We start from the raw sequence: 19157 nt of genomic DNA, 5'->3' as shown, positions 1-19157 counted from the left end.
AATCTTTGATTTTCTTCTCATGTGATTTAAAATGTTTTCAAAAATGTAAAACTAAAACTTATGTGACTTATGTGTCAAAATAATGTGGTGAAAAAACAAAACTATGACAACAAACGATTTTTTAGGAAAAGAAAATTTTACGATACAAAATAAAACGGTTGCAGAAAGTTGCCCGAGTAATATTGCTTTAATTAAATATTGGGGTAAATATAAAGACCAAATTCCTGCAAACCCAAGTATTAGTTTTACTTTAAATCATTGCAAAACGAATACGGAGATGGAGTTTTTGGCAGACGAACCTTTTTCTGTTCAGACCTTTTTGGCAGGAAATGAAGAAGTGAAATTTGCCGAGAAAATTGAAAAATATTTCAAAAATATCGAGCAATATTTACCTTGGATTTTAAAAGGAAAATACGTTATTCGTACTGAAAATACGTTTCCTCACAGTTCGGGAATTGCAAGCTCTGCTTCTGGTTTTGGAGCGATTGCTAAATGTCTCATGAAATTGGATGAGGTTTTTAACAATATACCGCAAGATGCGGGTTTTAGTTTGAAAAAAGCAAGCTTTTTGGCTCGTCTTGGAAGCGGAAGCGCGTGCAGAAGTTTGTACAACGGATTAGTTGTTTGGGGCGAAACTGAAATCGTGGAAGGAAGTTCTGATATGTTTGCTGTAAAATATTCAGATGATGAAATTCACCCTGTTTTTAAAGATTTTAACGATTGGGTTTTATTGATTCATGAAGGGCAAAAATCGGTTTCATCTACGGTGGGACATGGTTTGATGAATACCAATCCGTATGCGGAAAGAAGATTTCAGGAAGCGAGAGAAAATTTTGTTCCGATGAAAGAAATTTTGAAGTCTGGAAACATGGAAGAATTCATCAAATTGGTAGAACATGAAGCTTTAACCCTTCACGCCATGATGATGATGAGCGAACCTGCTTTTATTTTAATGAAAACCGGAACTTTAGCAGTTATCAACAAAATTTGGGAGTTCAGAAGAGAAACCAATCTGCCTTTGTTTTTCACGCTTGATGCAGGAGCAAACGTACATTTGCTGTTCCCGAATGACGGTTCAGAAGCTACAATTAAAACATTTATTGAGTCTGAATTACTACAACATACGCAGAAAAATGGAGTAGTGAAAGATGTGATGAAGTTTTAAATTGCAATCATAGTTCTTTTAATCTAAAAAATGTAGCTATTTCTACCTTAAAAAAAATAAAGAAAACATCAATAGGAGCGGGCTTTAGCCCGCTTTCACTTTTACATATCAATTTGGCTTTAGCCAAAATATATTTTTGAAGATGTTGTTTTTTTTACCAAATCTCATTAGCAAAAAAATATCTAATTTTAAATCATCTTTAAATCATTAAAAATGAAAAAATTACTTTTACTCACATTATTCTTTGGAAATCTTTCATTCGCACAGCAAACCTCAAATTCAGAGATTGAAAAACCTATTCGCAATTTATTTTTAGGAATGAAAAATGCAGATGCAACATTGTTGAAATCGGCTTTTTCAGATTCGGCTATTCTTCAGACTATCACAAAAGATGGTGTGAAAACGGAGAAAATTGAAGATTTTGTTTCTTCGGTTTCTAAGATGCAGAAAGACGATTTAGACGAGAGAATTAACATTGAAGCCATTCATGTTGATGGAAATCTTGCCAGTGTCTTTACTCCGTATTCGTTTTATTTTAAAGGAAAGTTTTCTCATTGTGGCGCCAATAGTTTTCAACTTGTAAAACAAAATGGCGAGTGGAAAATTCAATATATTATCGATACGCGTAGAAAAGATAATTGTAAAGAGTTAAAATAATTCAATTTTAAAATAAAAAAGAACACGCAAATAAATCTGCGTGTTCTTTTGTTGTATCATAATTCGAAAAAAATCGAGTAATCTATATTAGATTGCGTCGATGATTTCGTTAAGAACTGTACTTGGTCTCATTGCTGCATACGTTTTGTAAGCATCAGTTTTGTAGTAACCTTCAATGTTTTGAGGTTTTCCTTGAGCGCCAATTAATTCAGCGTTAATTACTTCTTCGTTTTCTTGCATTGCAGCAGCAACTGGAGCAAATTGTGCTGCCAATTCTGCATCAGCAGTTTGGTTTGCTAAAGCTTCAGCCCAATACATTGCCAAATAGAAGTGAGAACCTCTGTTATCGATTTGCCCAACTTTTCTTGCAGGAGATTTGTCTGTAGCTAAGAATTTAGCATTTGCTTCGTCTAAAGCGTCTGCCAAAACTTGAGATTTAGCATTACCTTGAGTTTGTGCTAAATGCTCCAAAGAAGCTTGTAAAGCCAAGAATTCACCTAAAGAATCCCATCTTAAATATCCTTCTTCAATAAATTGCTCAACGTGTTTTGGAGCAGAACCTCCAGCTCCAGTTTCAAATAAACCACCACCGTTCATTAATGGAACAATAGAAAGCATTTTAGCAGAAGTTCCAAGTTCTAAGATTGGGAAAAGGTCTGTAAGATAATCTCTCAATACGTTTCCAGAAACAGAAATCGTATCTTTTCCTTCTCTTGCTCTTTTTAAAGTTTCAGTCATCGCATCTTTTATATCAAGAATTCTGATGTCAAGACCTGTAGTATCGTGGTCTGCTAAGTATTTTTCAACTTTTTTGATGATTTCTCTGTCGTGAGCTCTTCCTTTATCTAACCAGAAAATTGCAGGAGTATCAGACAATCTAGATCTGTTAACTGCCAATTTTACCCAGTCCTGGATTGGAGCATCTTTAGTTTGGCACATTCTGAAAATATCACCTGCCTCAACTTTTTGAGAAAGAAGAACGTTTCCGTTTTCGTCTTGAACTTCAATTGTACCTTCAGCAGAAGCTTGGAAAGTTTTATCGTGAGAACCGTATTCTTCAGCTTTTTGAGCCATCAAACCTACGTTTGGAACAGAACCCATTGTAGTTGGGTCTAGCTTACCGTGAGCTTTCATATCATCGATAACTGATTGATAGAAACCTGCGTAAGAACGGTCTGGAATAATACAAACTGTATCTTCTTCGTTTCCTTCTTTGTTCCACATTTTACCGCCACCTCTTACTAAAGCAGCCATAGAAGCGTCAACAATAATGTCTGAAGGAACGTGGAAGTTGGTAATTCCTTTGTCAGAATTCACCATTGCCACTCTTGGTCCGTTGGCTAAAGCAGCTTCAATTTCAGCTTTAATTTCAGCTTCTTGAGCGTTTCCTTTAATTTTATCGAAAAGATCAGCAAGACCGTTGTTTGGATTGATATCTAAAGACTTGAAAGTCTCTGCATATTTTGTAAATACTTCTTTGAAGAAAGTCTCCACGATAGCCCCGAAAATAATTGGGTCAGAGATTTTCATCATTGTAGCTTTTAGGTGAGCAGAAAGAAGAACATTTCTGTTTTTAGCTTCTTCGATTGCCTGTTGAACGAAAGCTTTCAAAGCATTCAAATTCATTACAGAAGAATCAATTACTTCACCTGCTTGAAGTTTTGCGAAATCTTTCAATAAAGATTCAGCGCCATCATTTCCTTTGAAAACGATTTTGTACTGAGTAGCGTTTTCTAGGGTTGTAGAAGTTTCTGTTCCGTAGAAATCTCCGCTTTCCATGTGCGCAACATCAGTTTTGCTGTCAGAAGCCCAATTTCCCATTCTGTGTGGGTTGGCTTTAGCATAATTTTTAACGGCTTTTGGAGCACGTCTGTCAGAGTTTCCTTCTCTCAAAACAGGGTTTACTGCACTTCCTAAAACTTTTGCGTATTTCGCTTTAATTGCTTTTTCTTCATCATTTTTTGGTTCTGCAGGATAGTTTGGAACTGCGAAACCTTTAGCCTGAAGTTCAGCGATTGCTCCGTCTAACTGAGGAACAGAAGCCGAAATATTAGGTAATTTGATGATGTTTGCATCTGGCTGAGTTGCCAATTGACCTAATTCTGCCAATGCATCACCAATTTTTTGGTCATCGTTTAAAAACTCCGGGAAATTTGCAAGAATTCTTCCTGCCAAAGAGATATCCGGAACGGCAATTTCAATATCTGCTGATTTTGTAAAAGCTTTTACGATAGGTAAAAACGAATGTGTCGCCAACATGGGGGCTTCATCCGTAAGAGTGTAATAAATTTTTGCTTTGTCTGACATTATTATGTTAGTTTATTGTTTGAATTTTAAGACAGACAAATTTAAGTAATTTTATTCTGAAAGTTTTCAGATTTTGAATTTTATTGGCTTTAAAATAGAAAATATCAGTGTTTTTTTCCTTTTTGTTTGTTCTTGGTTGTAATCAAAATTGCTCCATTGCTTCCTTTTTCACCGTAGAGGTTTGTTGCTTCTTCATCTTTTAAAACTTTGATGCTTTTAATGTGGTTAGAATTAAGCTTTGCAAAGTCTGAATTTGTGGTGATTTTTTCATCGATGATGTAAAGATTTTAAGGATATGTATTTTGCATCAAAATCTAAAATCATTATAAGCAAACTCAATCCTTTCTAAACTTCCTTTCAGAAATAAAAACAGAATCATTTAAAGTTTTTAAGAAAGAAATCAAATCAGTTTTTTGTTGGTCTGTAAAAATGATAGGTTTTTGAAGTTCTTTTGCGAGAGTTGGGCTCTTTTCAATACCTTTTTCGTAATGGTTTAAAACTTCGGAAAGCGTTTTAAACCTTCCATCATGCATGTATGGATTTGTGAAAGCAAGATTTCGCAGGCTCGGAATCTTAAACATCATTTTATCTGCAGGTTCAAAGGTTTTGTTGTATTTGCCTCTATCATCAAGCTCTGGATTGATGGGTAAACCATTATTCGCAAATTGATAGGTAGAAAAAAGCGGTTCTGTATGACAAGAACTGCAGTTTTGTTGATATAAAAGGTAACCTCTCTGCTCAGAATCTGTGAATTTTGCTTTGTTTTGCTTTACAAAATCATATTTTGAATTGGCAGAAACAATAGTTAACTGAAATTGTGATAAAGCCTTTGTAATTCGGGCAGAAGTGATGGTGCTATCGCCAAAACTTTTATAGAAAAGCGTTTTATATTCTTTAGATGTATTGAGTTTTCTCACCAAAACATTAATGTCTTCACCCATTTCTTTAGGATGATTAATCGGCGCCAAAGCTTGAACGTCAATATTCACCACAGAACCATCCCACATAAAAGTTTTTTGCCAAGCCAAATTAAAAATCGCAGGCGAATTTCTATCTCCCAAACCATCTTGAATCCCTTTGCTTAAATGATTTCCTCTATCAGAAAAAGCATGTTCTACGATATGGCAAGAAGAGCAGGAAACAGTATTATCTCTCGATAAAATAGGGTCGTAAAAAAGCTTTTTGCCTAATTGTATAGTAGCCGGTTTTAACGGATTTTTCTTAAAATCGTACACTGGTTTTGGAAAATAGGAAGGATAAACCAACCGCGAATCTTGAAAACCATAAGAAAGAATCACAAGCAAAGCAGAAATTCCTACAAAAGGCTTAAGTTTTTTAAAGAAAGGAAGAGTTATTGAGATAATCGTAGTTTTCATCAGGGTTTTGGAAGTTTTGAAGGATTTTAGCAATCTTTAGAGTATCGTCTTCAATCCAATAAATAAGGGTATTGTGTTTTGTAATGAGTAGTTTTTGGTACTTTGTATCTTCATAGTTTTGGAACACTGCAACACCATCAATTATTAATTTCAGGCAGTCGTCAAGTTTTTGGTTAAAATCTTCCAAAACTTTGTCGTTCCATCGAGTCAAGAGGTAATTTTCTATTTTATCCAAATCCTCAAAAGCTTCTTTACTAAATAGGATTTTCATTTCTGTAATTTTCCAATTTTTTCCGAGAGCGCTCTTTTACTTCATCATAGCTGTACGTTCGTCCATATTTAAAATCATCTTCAGAACGTTCTAGTGACTGTAAAATTTCCTCTTTTGTTTCAAGTTGCCACTGCGGTTCTATGGTTTTGGAGATTATCAATAATTCTTCTGGGGTAAATCTTTTTTCCTTTAATTTTTTGAAGAAAGTAGGTTTCTTAATGCCAGACTTTTCAATAATGTACGACATTTTGAAGGGCGAATTTTTTAAAATCTCGTCTATGTTATTCTGTATTTCTATATATTTTTGAATTTCTGCTATCATAATTTTATACTTTTAGTATTAATTTATGAGACAAATGTAATCATATTTTTATAGTTGAAATATGTTTTTTGTAATTTCACCTAAATCTTTGCGTCTAAAAAAAGCTACAAATGAAAATACCTCGGGTCAGGATATTGAAACTCAAAATCCAGCTCTTTCATAAGTTTTTCCGCAGAAATTGTTCTTCCAACAGAAGTTCTTTCCCCTGAAAACGGCAAATCTTTCTGCGCAAAAATCACCTCTTCTTTATTGGGATGAATAGGCGCTACAACATTATAGACTTTAGATTGAGAGTTTTCTGTAAGCATTTTTTCAACAACCGAACAAATATCTGCGTAATGAACATGGTTCACCAATTGGTCTAGATTGGAGATGTTGTAATTCTTTAAAAGCCTGTTATCGCCCATCAATCCTGCTAATCTTAGAATATTGGTTTGCGGAAACTTCTCCAATACAAAGTTTTCACTCTCTACATTTTCGGGAGAAAGGTCGTCTTCTTTGAAGTCGTTTTCTGTTTGTGGATAAACGCCGGTAGAACTCATCAAAAACATTTGTTCTTTAAAATTACCTAAAAATGTAAGCAGATTTTCTTGTCTTTCTTTCATCGACATTTGCTTTCCGCGCGTTCCTGAAAACGGAATAGTGATGATAATCGCGTCCAACTGTTCCAAAACTTCCCACGCTTTCATTTCAGGATTAATTTCGTCCGGAAAACTCATTATTGTTGTGTGGAAACCTCTGTTTTCAAACTCCTGAACTTTCGCTTCCGTTGTGGTGGTCGTAAAGATTTTATATTGATTTTTCAAACGTTCTGCGATATGATTTCCGAGCCAACCGCAACCGATGATTCCTAGGTTTTTCATTGATCTTTTTAATACATCAAAAATACTAAATTGGGTTGAAGTATTAAAAGAAAACAAGAGAGCGTTTGTCATGCTGAAAAGCATCTCAGCAGCGTATTAGAAAGTTTTAAATATTGAAAGAAGAGATTTTTCTTTCGTAAGAATGACAAAGGGAATAATTAGAATGTTTTATAAACAAAAAACCTGCCTCACAGCAGGTTTTTCTATTTCTTGACAGGTCGCTCCTACGGAGCTTGCTTTTTTGGTGTATAATTTTTCTATTATCAGCACGTCCCGATGGGACTGTATACGGCTCCGCTAGGAGCAATCTGTTAATAGAAATTAAATTAACAGAGTAAAAAAGCTCCATTAGGAGCGACCTCAATTGTCTATCTAACTTCAGTCAATTTATAGAACGAAGCAATCCGTTCGAAATGGCGTAACAAATTCAACAAATTGCTTCGCCGTTCCTTCTCGCAATGACGCGCATTAGGGTAATTTGTTTATAATTCAAGCAATTCATCAGAAACAAAATGCGGAAGCGTCACTTTCAAGTTCGGTTCTACTTCCATCGCTCTTTTGATGGCGAAAATAGCGCCTTCATTTCTTGCCCAGCTTCGTCTTGAGATTCCGTTGTTCACGTCCCAGAAGAGCATAGATTTCAGTCTTCTGTCGGCATCGTCGCTTCCATCGAGAAGCATTCCGAAACCTCCGTTAATTACTTCTCCCCAACCAACGCCACCTCCGTTGTGGATAGACACCCAAGTTGCTCCACGGAAACTGTCGCCAATTACGTTATGAATCGCCATATCTGCTGTGAATCTTGAGCCATCATAGATATTTGAAGTTTCTCTGTACGGAGAATCTGTTCCTGAAACATCGTGATGGTCTCTTCCCAAAACCACAGCGCCAATTTCACCATTTTTAATGGCTTTGTTGAAGGCTTCGGCGATTTTCATTCTTCCTTCTGCATCGGCGTAAAGGATTCTCGCTTGCGAACCTACCACTAATTTATTTTCCTGCGCGCCTTTAATCCATTGGATGTTGTCTTTCATCTGCTGTTGGATTTCTGCGGGAGAATTCTGCTGAATTTCTTCTAAAATAGCACACGCAATATCATCTGTTTTCTGTAAATCTTCTGGATTTCCGCTTGTACAAACCCAACGGAACGGCCCGAAACCATAATCAAAACACATCGGTCCCATAATATCCTGAACATAAGAAGGAAATTTGAACTCTCTTCCCAACGTAGGATTTTCAGACATTACATCGGCTCCTGCTCTTGAAGCTTCCAACAAAAATGCGTTTCCATAATCGAAGAAATACGTTCCTTTTGCGGTGTGTTTGTTGATGGCTGCAGCGTGTCTTCTCAAGGTTTCCTGTACTTTTTCTTTGAAAAGTTCTGGGTTTTCTGCCATCATCGCATTAGACTCTTCAAAAGTTTGTCCCACCGGATAATAACCTCCCGCCCAAGGATTATGTAGCGAAGTCTGGTCTGAACCAATATCGATTCTTAAGTTTTCTTCATCAAATTTTTCCCAAACATCTACGATGTTTCCTAGGTAAGCCAAAGAAATCGTTTCCTTATTTTCTTGTGCTGTTCTTACTCTTGCCACCAATTCGTCTAGGTTTTCGTGAATTTCATTCACCCATTTTTGGTCATGACGAATTTTTGTGATTTTAGGATTTACTTCGGCACAAACGGTAACGCAACCCGCAATATTTCCTGCTTTTGGCTGAGCTCCAGACATTCCGCCCAATCCAGACGTTACGAATAAACCTCCTTTTGGTTCTTTATTTATTTTTCTGAAAGCATTCAGAACAGTAATCGTTGTTCCGTGAACAATTCCTTGAGGACCGATGTACATATAACTTCCCGCTGTCATTTGTCCGTACTGCGTTACGCCTAAAGCATTGAATTTCTCCCAATCATCTGGTTTAGAATAGTTAGGAATCATCATTCCGTTGGTAACTACCACTCTTGGAGCGTCTTTGTGAGAAGGAAATAATCCCATCGGATGCCCAGAATACATCACCAAAGTTTGCTCGTCTGTCATTTCAGACAGGTATTTCATGGTTGAAAGATATTGCGCCCAGTTCGAGAACACGGCACCGTTTCCACCATAGGTAATCAATTCATGAGGGTGTTGTGCTACTGCATAATCCAAATTGTTTTGAATCATCAACATGATGGCTTTTGCCTGCTCAGATTTTCCTGGATATTCAGAAATAGGTCTTGCTTTCATCTCATAATCCGGACGGAAACGATACATGTAAATTCTACCGTATTTTTCTAATTCTTCTCTAAATTCCTGAATTAATTCTGCATGAAACTGAGGTTCGAAATAACGTAAAGCGTTCTGAAGAGCCAATTTTTTCTCTTCATCCGTTAAAATTTCTTTACGCTTTGGTGCGTGGTTAATGTTGGGTTCGTAAGGTTTCTGTTGAGGTAAAACACTCGGAATTCCTTGCTGAATCTGCTCCTGAAATGTCATGTATTTTAGATTGTTTTTGTTGACAGTTGTTCTAATTTTTGTGGTTTTAAAGATATTCAAATTAGAAAATCCCTGCAAATCGTAAAAAGGAATTTTGAAAGGAAGGGAATTCGTAAAACGAAAAAGAAAGGTTCTTCGCCAAAAAAATGTGAATTTTTAATTTAACATTCAATTGCTATTTTTTGATTTCATGTTCTTTTGCCTTGAAGCAAAAGAACCAATCCCGAAGCTTCGGGACAAGACTTGGAAACTCGGCTAAAATTTTGAAAAAACTCCTAAAATCTCCAAAAACTCGGGCGGGAGGAAAAAATAGTTCTTTTAAGAAAATTTTTGCCGCCACTCAAACAATGGAGATTTTTTAACGGAGTTTTTTCAAATTTTTTTAACGCCTCCGTTTCCGATGTCAATTTATAATAATGGTTTCCACAAAAAATGTCGAAGAGCTAAAAGAAAGGAAACTTTAATTTTTCCCACAAAAAAAGCTGCCCTTGTGAGGCAGCTAAAAGTTATATTAACTTTTGATGTGGTTTTAATTATTGTTTTTTACCAAAATCCATCCGTTGAAAACCCTTCCGTCTGGAACAACAATTACGTACCAGTAACTTGAAGTTGGGATTGGTCTTCCTGCAATTTTTCCGTCCCAAATAATCATGGTGTTGGTTTCTTGCTCAAAGATTTTAGATTGATAACGGTCGAAGATTTTTACTGTTGTTTTTTTACCATCGAAAACATGTAAATCTCTTACTACCCATTGGTCGTTTAGACCATCTCCGTTTGGAGTTATTGCATTTTTGATATCTAAAACAAGGCCTTCTTTTTTTACAATACAGCTTCCTTCTGCATATTTTACGTAGAAAGTCGTGATACCCGTCGGAAGATTGTAGAATACATTACTATTTTGCCAAGTTGTTCCATCGATAGAATAAATCATTGGGAGACTTCCGCTTGCAATTACAGTGAAAGTATTTCCGTTAGGAATCAGCTGTTGTATTTTTGGAACGTCGTAATATTCTGCGACCATCGTTCCGGTATAAGAACATCCATTCGCTGAAACTACAGTTACGGTATAAGTTCCCGGAAGATGCATGTTGGTTACGGTGTTTGTGGTTGAAACAACGGTTCCTGAAGGATCTGTCCATGTGTAGCTTACAATGGTATGACCTTCCACTGAGAGTGTATAACTAAATGTAGCATCCGGACAGAAATATTGTTTAGGAATCGTAAACATCGGAGTGTTTTTCAGACTAATTTTTATCGTTGCATAATCTGGGCAAAATCCCGGTGCTTCAACTTTTACATAAATGGTAGGTGAACTTGTGTTTTGGTTATAAACAAATGTCGCCGGTGTTGCAATGGCATTGGTATTCGATTGCAAATCTGCTAAAGAAGAGTAGTAGGTAAATGTTCCGTTGCTTCCTGCATAGATTGCATTCTGGAATTGAGTTAAATCTAAAGTTTCAATACCGTCGTTAAGTTGATCACAAACATTATTAAGCAAATGTGGACCTGCGTTGATACTTACTTTATTTCCAAATTGGAAAGTAATAGTAGCAATGTCGTCACAACCCGGAATGTTCATTACTCTTACCCAAATCTGCGCAGGGAAAGGATTTGCCGTGTACATCGATGGGTTTGGAATTTCGTTCACTCCATTTTGTGCATCCGATAGAGAAAGATAGAAGCTAAAGCTGTTCATCGCATTCGGAAGATCTACATAAAGATTGGTGAAGTTCATTAAATTTACTTCATAACTTCCGTCTAAGTTATAATCACACACCAAAATATTCGAATTGATTGCTTTTGGCGGGAAATATGTTTTTAACTGAATTGGCGCCACAGAAAAACACCCTGTAGAATTTGCTGTAAATCTTGCCCAAACTTGCACACTAGAAACATTCGTTACATAAGTATTTCCAAGTTGGTTGGTAGTGCTTCCTGCATTGGCTTCTGCTTGCGTAAGGTAAAATCTTACCGTAATGTTGGAAAGTGCATAAGAGTTTTGTGCAGGATCAAACATTTGCGAAATAGCATCGGTAAGTGTGAAGGTTTCACTTAAATTAAAATCTTCATCGCACTTATTTAAAACCGCATTATTCGTTAAAACAACTGCTGGTAAAAAGTTCATTTGAATGGTCAGTTTTGAAACTGAAAAACAGTCATTAGAACTATATTTTACTTTTACATACACTGTTGCAGTTCCTGGGATAGGATAGTTTGTTGGGTCAGTAATCAGGTTAGAAAATGTTTGAGTAGAAGCATTGTAATTTTGATAATAGGTGTAAGCAACACTTTGGCTTCCTGAATAAATCTGTGGTTGAGCAAGTGTTAAATTGTGATTTTCAATCCCGTCATTATTGTTATCACAAATATTATTCAAAACGATATTTACATTCGCATTCACCGAAGGTGTTGATGTTAAACCAACTGTAAAAGGATAAATTTGATCGCAGTTATAAGAACTTATTTTTACATAATATTGTTGTGTTCCTGTGAAAGTAACAGTTGTTACAGGATTTGTTCCTGCCTGTGCATTTGCTAGTGTAAGATAGAATGTTGTTGTTGCGTTTTGATTTCCTATGATAGCAGCAGAGAATTGGGTTAAATTAACAGTTTCCGTATTATCATTATTAAAATCACAAACTGTAAAATTTGAGTTGATAATGATAGGGTGCACCAAATTAACGTTTATTGGTCGCACGGTAAAACAATCATCACTCTGCTCAAATCTTACATAGAATGTTTGGGTTACCAAACTTCCGTTTCCTGTAATGGTTTGTGTTGCAGAGATTGGGTTTACTCCGTCGAAAGCGTTAAGGTAATTATCGTAAAATTCAGTTACCGGTACAGAAGTAGGGGCAACTAACAAGTTTGCGGACAGAGCATTCAAATCTACAGTGATATCCTGAGTTCCGTCGAAACAGATGTATTCGTTTTTAGAATTTGCTTCAATTTTAGTAAAAGTAATGTTTAAATTAACAGGTACCACGGCAAAGCATCCTCCGGGAATCTGTACTCTCACGTAAATGGTATAAATGCCATCGTGTATGGTTTGTAAAACCTGTCCCTGGTTGTTGTAGGCTTCAGTAGAAGTGGCGTAAAAGGTGAAAGTTGCTCCCGATTGCGTACTGATTAGTGGGCCAATGTTTAATGCAAAATCATAAGGCTCATTATGGTCATCATTAATGTCGCAAATGGTAAGTGGATAGTTTACTCCTTGTGCATTTACACCAGGTTTAAGAGAAAATGTTACGGGTCCGAGAACGTATGTGCAATTGGGATCTTGCACTCTTATCCAAACTTGTGTACCTGAAGAAATATTTAAGTTGGTGATAGCTCCTATATTGTTCTGTGCATCTGATTGTGAACTGAAATATAAAATACTTGTGTTTCCAGGTGCTAAAAGACTGTTGTTTAACAAAGAAAGCTCGTAGTTGTTTTCAATACCATCATTGTTGGTGTCGCAAATTATGGCTGTATTGGTTAAAAGCTGCTTGCTTAAAAAGTTTAAAGTAAGTGTCGCCACTCTAAAACAAGTCGTTGTTGTAGGATTTTGAATTCTTACATAAATAATTTTGTTCGCATTTAATACATAAGTGTTAGACAGTGGATTAACATTGTTTTGGGCTTCTAGTAACGAATTATGATAACTAAAGGTGAAATTTGCTGGGTTTTGGGTGGTTACATTAGATTTAAAGCTGTCAAGATTTAAATTAATTGGAGTGTTTCCACAGAAATTTTGGCTATAATTTACCGCTACCGGATAAGCTGCATCGAAAGTAAGGTTAAAGGTATCTGTAAGAGAAAGAATGGTACTTCCGCAAGTGTTAAAATTCACTTCTGCAGTATAGTTTTCGTTCTGTATTGGGCAAAGTGTTACCTGTGCTCCATTGGCAACAGTTTGTCCTGCTGTGTTTTTCCAGATAATTTGTGGAGTAATGTTGTTTCCTGAAGGAGAAAATTTCCACGCTTCCTGCAAAGCTTGCCAATTTCCAGTGTTTCTGGAAGCGGGTGAATATCCTATTGCTCCTGTGTTGTCGATAATTCCGATAAGAGCGTTTTCAAATTTTCTTGTTGCGCACGGCGTCAATTTTTTTTCTACAAAAACTTCGATAATATTGGTGGTTTCGTGCAATACAATTTGTGATGAAGATCTTTCGGTACAACCCGCCATTCTTCCTTCATAGAAATTCACTACAAACTTTCTGTTGGGCGCAGTTCCGATGGTGGAGTAATATATTTCAGACTGATCTGATGTAGAAAAAACCATGTCATGATACACTCCAAAAATTGAGTTTTTAGGCAAAGAAGTACTTGGATTTTGCCAATTCACATTCGGGAAATTGATGTTTCCTGCCTGTGTTGTGTCAAAACTGATCATTCCATTTGATCCAATCACCAAAGAATTAAAGCTCTGGTTAAAAAAACAAAAATTAAATGGAAGATTGATGATGAGTGTAAAAAGGTCGTCTAAGTTGGCGTTCAACGCAGTTCCTTGGTTTAGAGGTATTGCGGGTGCATACGTTCCCTGTGTAAGTTGATAAGTGTTGGTTTGCTTTAAAACAGGGTATTCCACATGTAAATCTATGCAACCATTTGTATTAAGGTCGTTTATGCAGCTTACATGGAAATTTTCGTTTCCTGTATTGTCTTTAATGGTTACTCCCAAGCTGTTTTGAGAATAGACAAGCAAAGACGTAAAGAAATTGAAAATAAGTAAAATTCTTTTCATTAATAGGCTGATTATTAAATAAATAAAATATGATTATGATGTGTATTACACAAAATTACAATTTTTATGATGTAAATATAATAGATATAAACGTTTATTTATATTAATTTAAAAACATATTAACGTAAAAAAAGCTGACTCATTGAGAATCAGCTTATCATAAAATATTTATCGAATAATATCGTCATTTTGCTCTTCGTGATCATCCCGATTGTCACTAGAGCTCCAGTAATTGTTCTCTTCATCTTCAGCGCCAATCTCTTCCATTTCATCATCATCTTCGGCGCCTGGAATATCTAAACCTTTATCAATCTTATCTTCGGCGGGGAATGGGTTTTCAGTAGGTTTTCCGTCTCCGTCGATACTAATATGCTCTTCTTGGTTGAAGATGTCTTCGTTCGGACTGTAATTGCGTTGTTCCAATCTTCTGTCCTGTTCTTGTGGGCTGTTTTCTGAAATCATAATGTTGGATTTTAGTGTGTAAAGTGTTACACAAATTTAATTCCATTTAGATGAAAATTCAGAGGAAAACTAAAATCACTTTTCTATTTTTTTATTAAATTATCAATTATCAATTATCAATTATCAATTATCATTTGTAACTATACACTTCCGAATTGGCACAAGCAGGCATTTTTTTACCTTTAGAAAAAGCAACAAGGTTTTCTGCGGCGAGTTTTGCCATTCCGTTTCTTGCTTCTTCGGTTGCGGAACCAATATGCGGAAGCACACAAACGTTGGAAAGCTGAAGCAAAGGATTTTCTTTGCTCATAGGTTCTGGGTTGGTAACATCCAAACCTGCTCCCCAGATTTTTTTGTTGATTAAAGCTTCATACAAATCTTTTTCGTTTTGAAAACCACCTCTTGCAGTGTTGATGAAGATGGCGTTCGGTTTCATTTTGTTAAAAACTTCAGCATTGAAAAGTTCGTTTTGTTCTGCCTTAAAATTAGCATGAACACTCAAAACATCAGATTGCGTAACCAATTCTTCGAAGGAAACATATTGTGCATCAAGCATTTTTTCGGCTTCCTCATTACGATTTCGGTTGTGGTAAATGATATTCATTCCGAAAGCTTTTTTACATTTTTCAGCCATTTCAAAACCAATTCTTCCCAACCCGAAAACCCCTAAAGTTTTTCCAGTAAGTTCCTGTCCTAATCCGAAAAGAGGATCAAATTCTCCCCAATCTCCGTTTTTTACTCTTTCAAAATAAAAACTAGAACGTCTTGCAACAGACTGCATGAGAAGAAAGGCTGTATCTGCGGTTGCCGTGCTCAAAACATCTGGAGTATTCCCAATAGGAATATTTCTTGAAGTAGCTTCTTGAATATCGACATGATCAAACCCTACAGAAAACAACGCAATCGCTTTTACATTTGGGCATTGATCAAAAAATTCTTTGTTAAATCTGTGAAAACCGACATTGAGAATCAAATCTGAATCTTGACAATATTTTAGCCATTCTTCATGCGAAGGTGTTTCGTTTTCTGGAATAAAAACCTCCAATCCGTTTTCTTTCATAATGTTGATTACGATTTCCGGAATTCTCTTGTTTAAAAATACTTTCATAAGATTTATTTGAAATTAAAAGAAAAAACCTCATTTTTTACAATGAGGTCTTTTAAGTTTTTATTTAGCTATTCTTTTATAATTGCCTTAACCATTAAATAGCGCCCTTTTTGAATGTAATAAGTAGGTATTTTTGAAATTTCTTTTACAAAATTAAAATTTTGACTTGCTCGATCATCATATAATAAAGTTAACTTTCCATTTCTTAGCTTATAAGTACCAGTAAGTTCTTCGTAAGATTCCGTTGAATAATTTAAATCGTTAAAAATAAATGTTCCGTCTCGCTGAAAATACATAATGATTTTTTCATTATCGTGATCTACCCAATAACCTAATAAATTATTTATATTGGAAACGCTTGGGTCTACTACGTTTACAGTCTCATTCTGTTTTTGACCTGTTGATTCAGTATTTACTAATCCTTGAGTTTTTATTTCTTGAACCTTTGCTTGGCTTAGAGTATCAATCTTTTGCAATTTCGATAATTCTAGATTTATTTCTTTTTCTCTTAATTCTAGTTCTTTTTCTTTGAGTTCAAGTTCTTTGTTTTTTGAGTTGTTACAAGATAAAATGATACTCAACGAGAATGATAGCAATACGATTTTTTTCATTATTTGTTAGTTTTTCCAAAAATAATAAAAAAAAATATTTTTTTCAATAAATAAAGATTTATTTGATGTTAAAAGAAAAAACCTCATTTTTTACAATGAGGTCTTGTATATTTTTTGCTTCAATTATTGTTCCGTTTGGAAATTTTTAACCTTTGATTTTAATCAGTTCACCCTTTCTTTTGATGAGGTTTTTGTAATCCCATTGTATGTTTTCTGATTTTTTGAGCCAACGTAAAAGGTCTTCGTCGTTAATTTCTGCAACATCATTATAAAATATAGAAGAATCTTGAAATTTTGCTCCTTCAACATTTAGTTTATCTTCCTGAAAAGATTTTCCGCTCCAAAACATCAGTCTGATTCCTTTTTTTTGTTTGCTGTAGCCTACAATCGGGTTTCCGTCTATAAACCAAACAGGATGAGCGTGCCAAATTTTAGCTTCGGTAAAACTTAAATAATTTGTAATCAACTCAGATAATTTTGAGCAGATTTCTTGGTCAGATTCGGTTTGTGAGCCGTTGTACTTTTGGATTTCGATATTCATGTTTTTTGGTTTATAGGAAATCGTTAAGATTTAGTTTAACAAAAATTAAATTTACTTATTGTTTTAAAATCTCAACACTTCTTGCCAAAGTTTTGAAACGAACGCCGTCGCTTTGCTTTACGGTAATCGTAATTTCACCGGATTTACTGGTTTTAATATCGTGAATTGTTCCTTCTTTTCCTTTGTGAGTTCCCGCAATTACTTTGCAAAAATCTCCATCTTTTAACTCTGAAAGATTCATAATTATTGGTTGGTGTTGTTCAGCATCGGAACAAATTTATACGCTCCGAATTCTTCTCTTTCAATTTCTGAGGGCGAAATTTTTGTAAATCGATACAAAATTTGTTCGTCAGTTGGTCCTAAAGGAATCACCATTTTCCCGCCAACTTTCAGTTGTTTCAATAATTCTGTTGGTAAAACTGATGCGCCGCAAGTCACAATAATTTTGTCGAAAGGAGCAAAAGTGGGCAATCCCGCAAAACCATCTCCAAAACTTTGAAACTTTGGATACAAATGCATTTCACGAAGTTTCTTTTTAGAAAAATCAAACAAATCTTTTTGTCTTTCTACCGTGTAAACGTTCGCTTTCATCGCCAATAGAACTGCAGTTTGATAACCGCAACCGGTTCCAATTTCTAAAACTTTTTCGCCTTCTTTTACTTCTAAAAGTTCAGATTGTTCCGCCACAGTTGATGGATGGGAAATCGTTTGATGAGCAGCGATAGGAAAGGCACGGTCTTCGTAAGCATAATCTTCGAAAATACTCTCAATAAACAGATGTCGCGGAATTTCATTGATGGCATTCAAGACGTTTTCATCAGAAATCCCGATTTTTTGTCTCAGATATTCTACCAATTTCTTTCTCTTTCCCTTATGTACAAACGAATCCTGCATCCCACAAAAGTAATAATTTGATTTGAAATTTGATGTTTGAAATTTGAAATTTTGGTGCTTGTTTTTGCCAAGAATACACGAGTTTTTAAGATTTAAAAACTTTCGCAAAAATTTATTTATTTTAAACAATTCATCATTAATTCGTGCATTCGTGGTTGTGTTTATTCTGAATCACTTAATCTCAAATTTCAAACCTCCAATTTCAAATTAAGCTTTATATTTACAAAAATTTAATACAGCTATGTTAAAAGCAGGTTTGGTAGGCGCCGGACATTTAGGAAAGATACATTTAAGGCTTCTAAATCAGTCAGATAAATATGATTTTGTAGGTTTTCACGATAAAGATGTTGAAAACGGTAAGAAACTAGAAGCCGAATTCGGTTACAAATATTTTGAAAATTTTGATGAATTGTTGGAGCAAATTGATATGCTCGATATTGTAACACCTACAATTTATCATTACGATTATGCCTTAAAAGCTATTGAAAAAGGATTGCATTTCTTCATAGAAAAACCGGTTACTCAAACGTTAGAACAGGCTCAGGAAATTTTAAAAAAATGCCAAGAAAACGGGATTAAAGCACAAGTTGGACACGTTGAAAGATATAATCCAGCCTTTATTGGAGCGAAAGATTATATCCAAGATCCGATGTTTATTGAAATCCATCGTTTGGCGGAGTTTAATCCGAGAGGAACAGATGTTTCCGTAGTTTTGGATTTAATGATTCACGATTTGGATATTTTGCTAAGTATTGTAAAATCTAAGGTGAAAAACATCCACGCAAGCGGCGTTTGTGTGGTGAGTAAAACTCCAGATATTGCCAATGCAAGAATTGAATTTGAAAACGGTTGTGTTGCCAATTTAACGACGTCAAGAATTTCAATGAAAGCGATGAGGAAAAGTCGTTTTTTCCAGAAAGATGCATATGTTTCGGTGGATTTCTTAGAGAAAAAAGCGGAAGTGATCAGAATGAAAAAAGCTCCCGAAAATCCGACTCCTTTTGATATGATTATTGAAAATGCGGAAGGAGATAAAAATCAAATTTTGTTTGAATACCCAAATATTCAGCCGAATAATGCAATTTTAGACGAGTTGAATTCTTTTGCAGAAGCTATCATGGAAGAAAAAAACGTTGAAGTTTCTTTAGAAGACGGAACTGAAGCTTTGAAAGTGGCTTTGGAAATTATGAAGCTGATTTCAAAATAATACTTTTTATTTTTATAAATTTTGATAATTAAGAAACGAGCAATTTGCTCGTTTTTTTTTATTTATGACGTAATTTTATAAGTGAATGTTTGTAATGTGCTTATTTTGGTTAATATATTTTAAATATCTTTGTTGAATCAAAAATTCTAAATAATACAATTCCCCAAAAT

Annotated in this window: 17 protein-coding genes; 3 read left to right on the top strand and 14 right to left on the bottom strand. The window is 35.2% G+C overall.

All coding sequences use genetic code 11. The features are described 5' to 3' along the window. Positions 1–103: 103 nt before the first annotated feature. Positions 104–1165, top strand: coding sequence for a diphosphomevalonate decarboxylase (locus AC2A1D_RS02050; RefSeq protein WP_484042001.1), 1062 nt, complete (start codon positions 104–106; stop codon positions 1163–1165). A 213-nt stretch (positions 1166–1378) separates the two neighbouring features. Beyond that, entirely contained in the window at positions 1379–1822 is a 444-nt protein-coding gene (locus AC2A1D_RS02045) for a nuclear transport factor 2 family protein (RefSeq protein WP_484042000.1), read from the top strand. Positions 1823–1909: 87 nt separating this feature from the next. On the opposite strand, the gene AC2A1D_RS02040 is transcribed toward AC2A1D_RS02045, so the two are convergent. The 14 genes from AC2A1D_RS02040 to AC2A1D_RS01975 form a co-directional block, all read right to left on the bottom strand. Next, on the bottom strand, positions 1910–4129 hold the full coding sequence (locus AC2A1D_RS02040) for an NADP-dependent isocitrate dehydrogenase (protein ID WP_484041999.1): 2220 nt from the start codon (positions 4127–4129) through the stop codon (positions 1910–1912). A 104-nt stretch (positions 4130–4233) separates the two neighbouring features. Next, positions 4234–4341 (bottom strand): hypothetical protein, encoded by a 108-nt coding sequence (locus AC2A1D_RS02035; RefSeq protein ID WP_484042327.1) that lies wholly within the window; start codon positions 4339–4341, stop codon positions 4234–4236. 123 nt (positions 4342–4464) lie between these two features. Continuing rightward, positions 4465–5505 carry a cytochrome-c peroxidase gene (locus AC2A1D_RS02030; protein WP_484041998.1) on the bottom strand — a complete coding sequence of 347 codons (1041 nt, stop codon included), beginning with the start codon at positions 5503–5505 and terminating at the stop codon, positions 4465–4467. Continuing rightward, positions 5465–5776 carry a type II toxin-antitoxin system RelE/ParE family toxin gene (locus tag AC2A1D_RS02025; RefSeq protein ID WP_484041997.1) on the bottom strand — a complete coding sequence of 104 codons (312 nt, stop codon included), beginning with the start codon at positions 5774–5776 and terminating at the stop codon, positions 5465–5467. Before AC2A1D_RS02025 ends, AC2A1D_RS02030 begins: the two co-directional genes overlap by 41 nt. Then, positions 5760–6098, bottom strand: coding sequence for a hypothetical protein (locus AC2A1D_RS02020; protein ID WP_484041996.1), 339 nt, complete (start codon positions 6096–6098; stop codon positions 5760–5762). The genes AC2A1D_RS02025 and AC2A1D_RS02020 overlap by 17 nt, the downstream gene beginning before the upstream one ends. A 104-nt stretch (positions 6099–6202) precedes the next feature. Then, positions 6203–6961 carry a Rossmann-fold NAD(P)-binding domain-containing protein gene (locus tag AC2A1D_RS02015; RefSeq protein ID WP_484041995.1) on the bottom strand — a complete coding sequence of 253 codons (759 nt, stop codon included), beginning with the start codon at positions 6959–6961 and terminating at the stop codon, positions 6203–6205. 482 nt (positions 6962–7443) lie between these two features. Further along, positions 7444–9435, bottom strand: coding sequence for a urocanate hydratase (locus AC2A1D_RS02010; RefSeq protein WP_484041994.1), 1992 nt, complete (start codon positions 9433–9435; stop codon positions 7444–7446). A 529-nt stretch (positions 9436–9964) separates the two neighbouring features. Beyond that, a complete protein-coding gene (locus AC2A1D_RS02005) occupies positions 9965–14164 on the bottom strand; it encodes a T9SS type B sorting domain-containing protein (protein ID WP_484041993.1) in 4200 nt (1399 codons plus the stop codon). 168 nt (positions 14165–14332) lie between these two features. Then, entirely contained in the window at positions 14333–14626 is a 294-nt protein-coding gene (locus AC2A1D_RS02000) for a hypothetical protein (protein ID WP_484041992.1), read from the bottom strand. A 130-nt stretch (positions 14627–14756) separates the two neighbouring features. Then, on the bottom strand, positions 14757–15734 hold the full coding sequence (locus AC2A1D_RS01995) for a 2-hydroxyacid dehydrogenase (RefSeq protein WP_484041991.1): 978 nt from the start codon (positions 15732–15734) through the stop codon (positions 14757–14759). Between the two features lie 68 nt (positions 15735–15802). Beyond that, positions 15803–16345, bottom strand: a complete 543-nt coding sequence (locus tag AC2A1D_RS01990; protein ID WP_484041990.1) for a hypothetical protein — start codon at positions 16343–16345, stop codon at positions 15803–15805. A 145-nt stretch (positions 16346–16490) separates the two neighbouring features. Further along, positions 16491–16886 carry a DUF1801 domain-containing protein gene (locus tag AC2A1D_RS01985; protein ID WP_484041989.1) on the bottom strand — a complete coding sequence of 132 codons (396 nt, stop codon included), beginning with the start codon at positions 16884–16886 and terminating at the stop codon, positions 16491–16493. 55 nt (positions 16887–16941) lie between these two features. After that, the gene (locus tag AC2A1D_RS01980; protein WP_484041988.1) at positions 16942–17127 is read right to left on the bottom strand and encodes a KOW motif-containing protein; all 186 of its coding nucleotides are present in this window, start codon (positions 17125–17127) and stop codon (positions 16942–16944) included. Between the two features lie 2 nt (positions 17128–17129). After that, on the bottom strand, positions 17130–17780 hold the full coding sequence (locus AC2A1D_RS01975; protein WP_484041987.1) for a protein-L-isoaspartate(D-aspartate) O-methyltransferase: 651 nt from the start codon (positions 17778–17780) through the stop codon (positions 17130–17132). Positions 17781–18021: 241 nt separating this feature from the next. On the opposite strand from AC2A1D_RS01975, the gene AC2A1D_RS01970 reads away from it, so the two are divergent. Next, complete coding sequence (locus AC2A1D_RS01970; RefSeq protein ID WP_484041986.1) at positions 18022–18987, top strand: Gfo/Idh/MocA family protein; 966 nt, start codon at positions 18022–18024, stop codon at positions 18985–18987. Positions 18988–19157 lie beyond the last annotated feature (170 nt).

The organism is Chryseobacterium sp. HNCC26DJ239 (genome assembly GCF_057180445.1).
This window is presented reverse-complemented; position numbering and strand designations above follow the sequence as displayed.

Coding starts and splice junctions, on each gene's coding strand:
- AC2A1D_RS01990 (WP_484041990.1), bottom strand. CDS start 16,345: ATGAAAAAAATCGTATTGCTATCATTCTCGTTGAGTATCATTTTATCT.
- AC2A1D_RS01980 (WP_484041988.1), bottom strand. CDS start 17,127: ATGAATCTTTCAGAGTTAAAAGATGGAGATTTTTGCAAAGTAATTGCG.
- AC2A1D_RS02025 (WP_484041997.1), bottom strand. CDS start 5,776: ATGAAAATCCTATTTAGTAAAGAAGCTTTTGAGGATTTGGATAAAATA.
- AC2A1D_RS02050 (WP_484042001.1), top strand. CDS start 104: ATGACAACAAACGATTTTTTAGGAAAAGAAAATTTTACGATACAAAAT.
- AC2A1D_RS01970 (WP_484041986.1), top strand. CDS start 18,022: ATGTTAAAAGCAGGTTTGGTAGGCGCCGGACATTTAGGAAAGATACAT.
- AC2A1D_RS01985 (WP_484041989.1), bottom strand. CDS start 16,886: ATGAATATCGAAATCCAAAAGTACAACGGCTCACAAACCGAATCTGAC.
- AC2A1D_RS02010 (WP_484041994.1), bottom strand. CDS start 9,435: ATGACATTTCAGGAGCAGATTCAGCAAGGAATTCCGAGTGTTTTACCT.
- AC2A1D_RS02030 (WP_484041998.1), bottom strand. CDS start 5,505: ATGAAAACTACGATTATCTCAATAACTCTTCCTTTCTTTAAAAAACTT.
- AC2A1D_RS02045 (WP_484042000.1), top strand. CDS start 1,379: ATGAAAAAATTACTTTTACTCACATTATTCTTTGGAAATCTTTCATTC.
- AC2A1D_RS01995 (WP_484041991.1), bottom strand. CDS start 15,734: ATGAAAGTATTTTTAAACAAGAGAATTCCGGAAATCGTAATCAACATT.
- AC2A1D_RS02040 (WP_484041999.1), bottom strand. CDS start 4,129: ATGTCAGACAAAGCAAAAATTTATTACACTCTTACGGATGAAGCCCCC.
- AC2A1D_RS01975 (WP_484041987.1), bottom strand. CDS start 17,780: ATGCAGGATTCGTTTGTACATAAGGGAAAGAGAAAGAAATTGGTAGAA.
- AC2A1D_RS02000 (WP_484041992.1), bottom strand. CDS start 14,626: ATGATTTCAGAAAACAGCCCACAAGAACAGGACAGAAGATTGGAACAA.
- AC2A1D_RS02020 (WP_484041996.1), bottom strand. CDS start 6,098: ATGATAGCAGAAATTCAAAAATATATAGAAATACAGAATAACATAGAC.
- AC2A1D_RS02005 (WP_484041993.1), bottom strand. CDS start 14,164: ATGAAAAGAATTTTACTTATTTTCAATTTCTTTACGTCTTTGCTTGTC.
- AC2A1D_RS02015 (WP_484041995.1), bottom strand. CDS start 6,961: ATGAAAAACCTAGGAATCATCGGTTGCGGTTGGCTCGGAAATCATATC.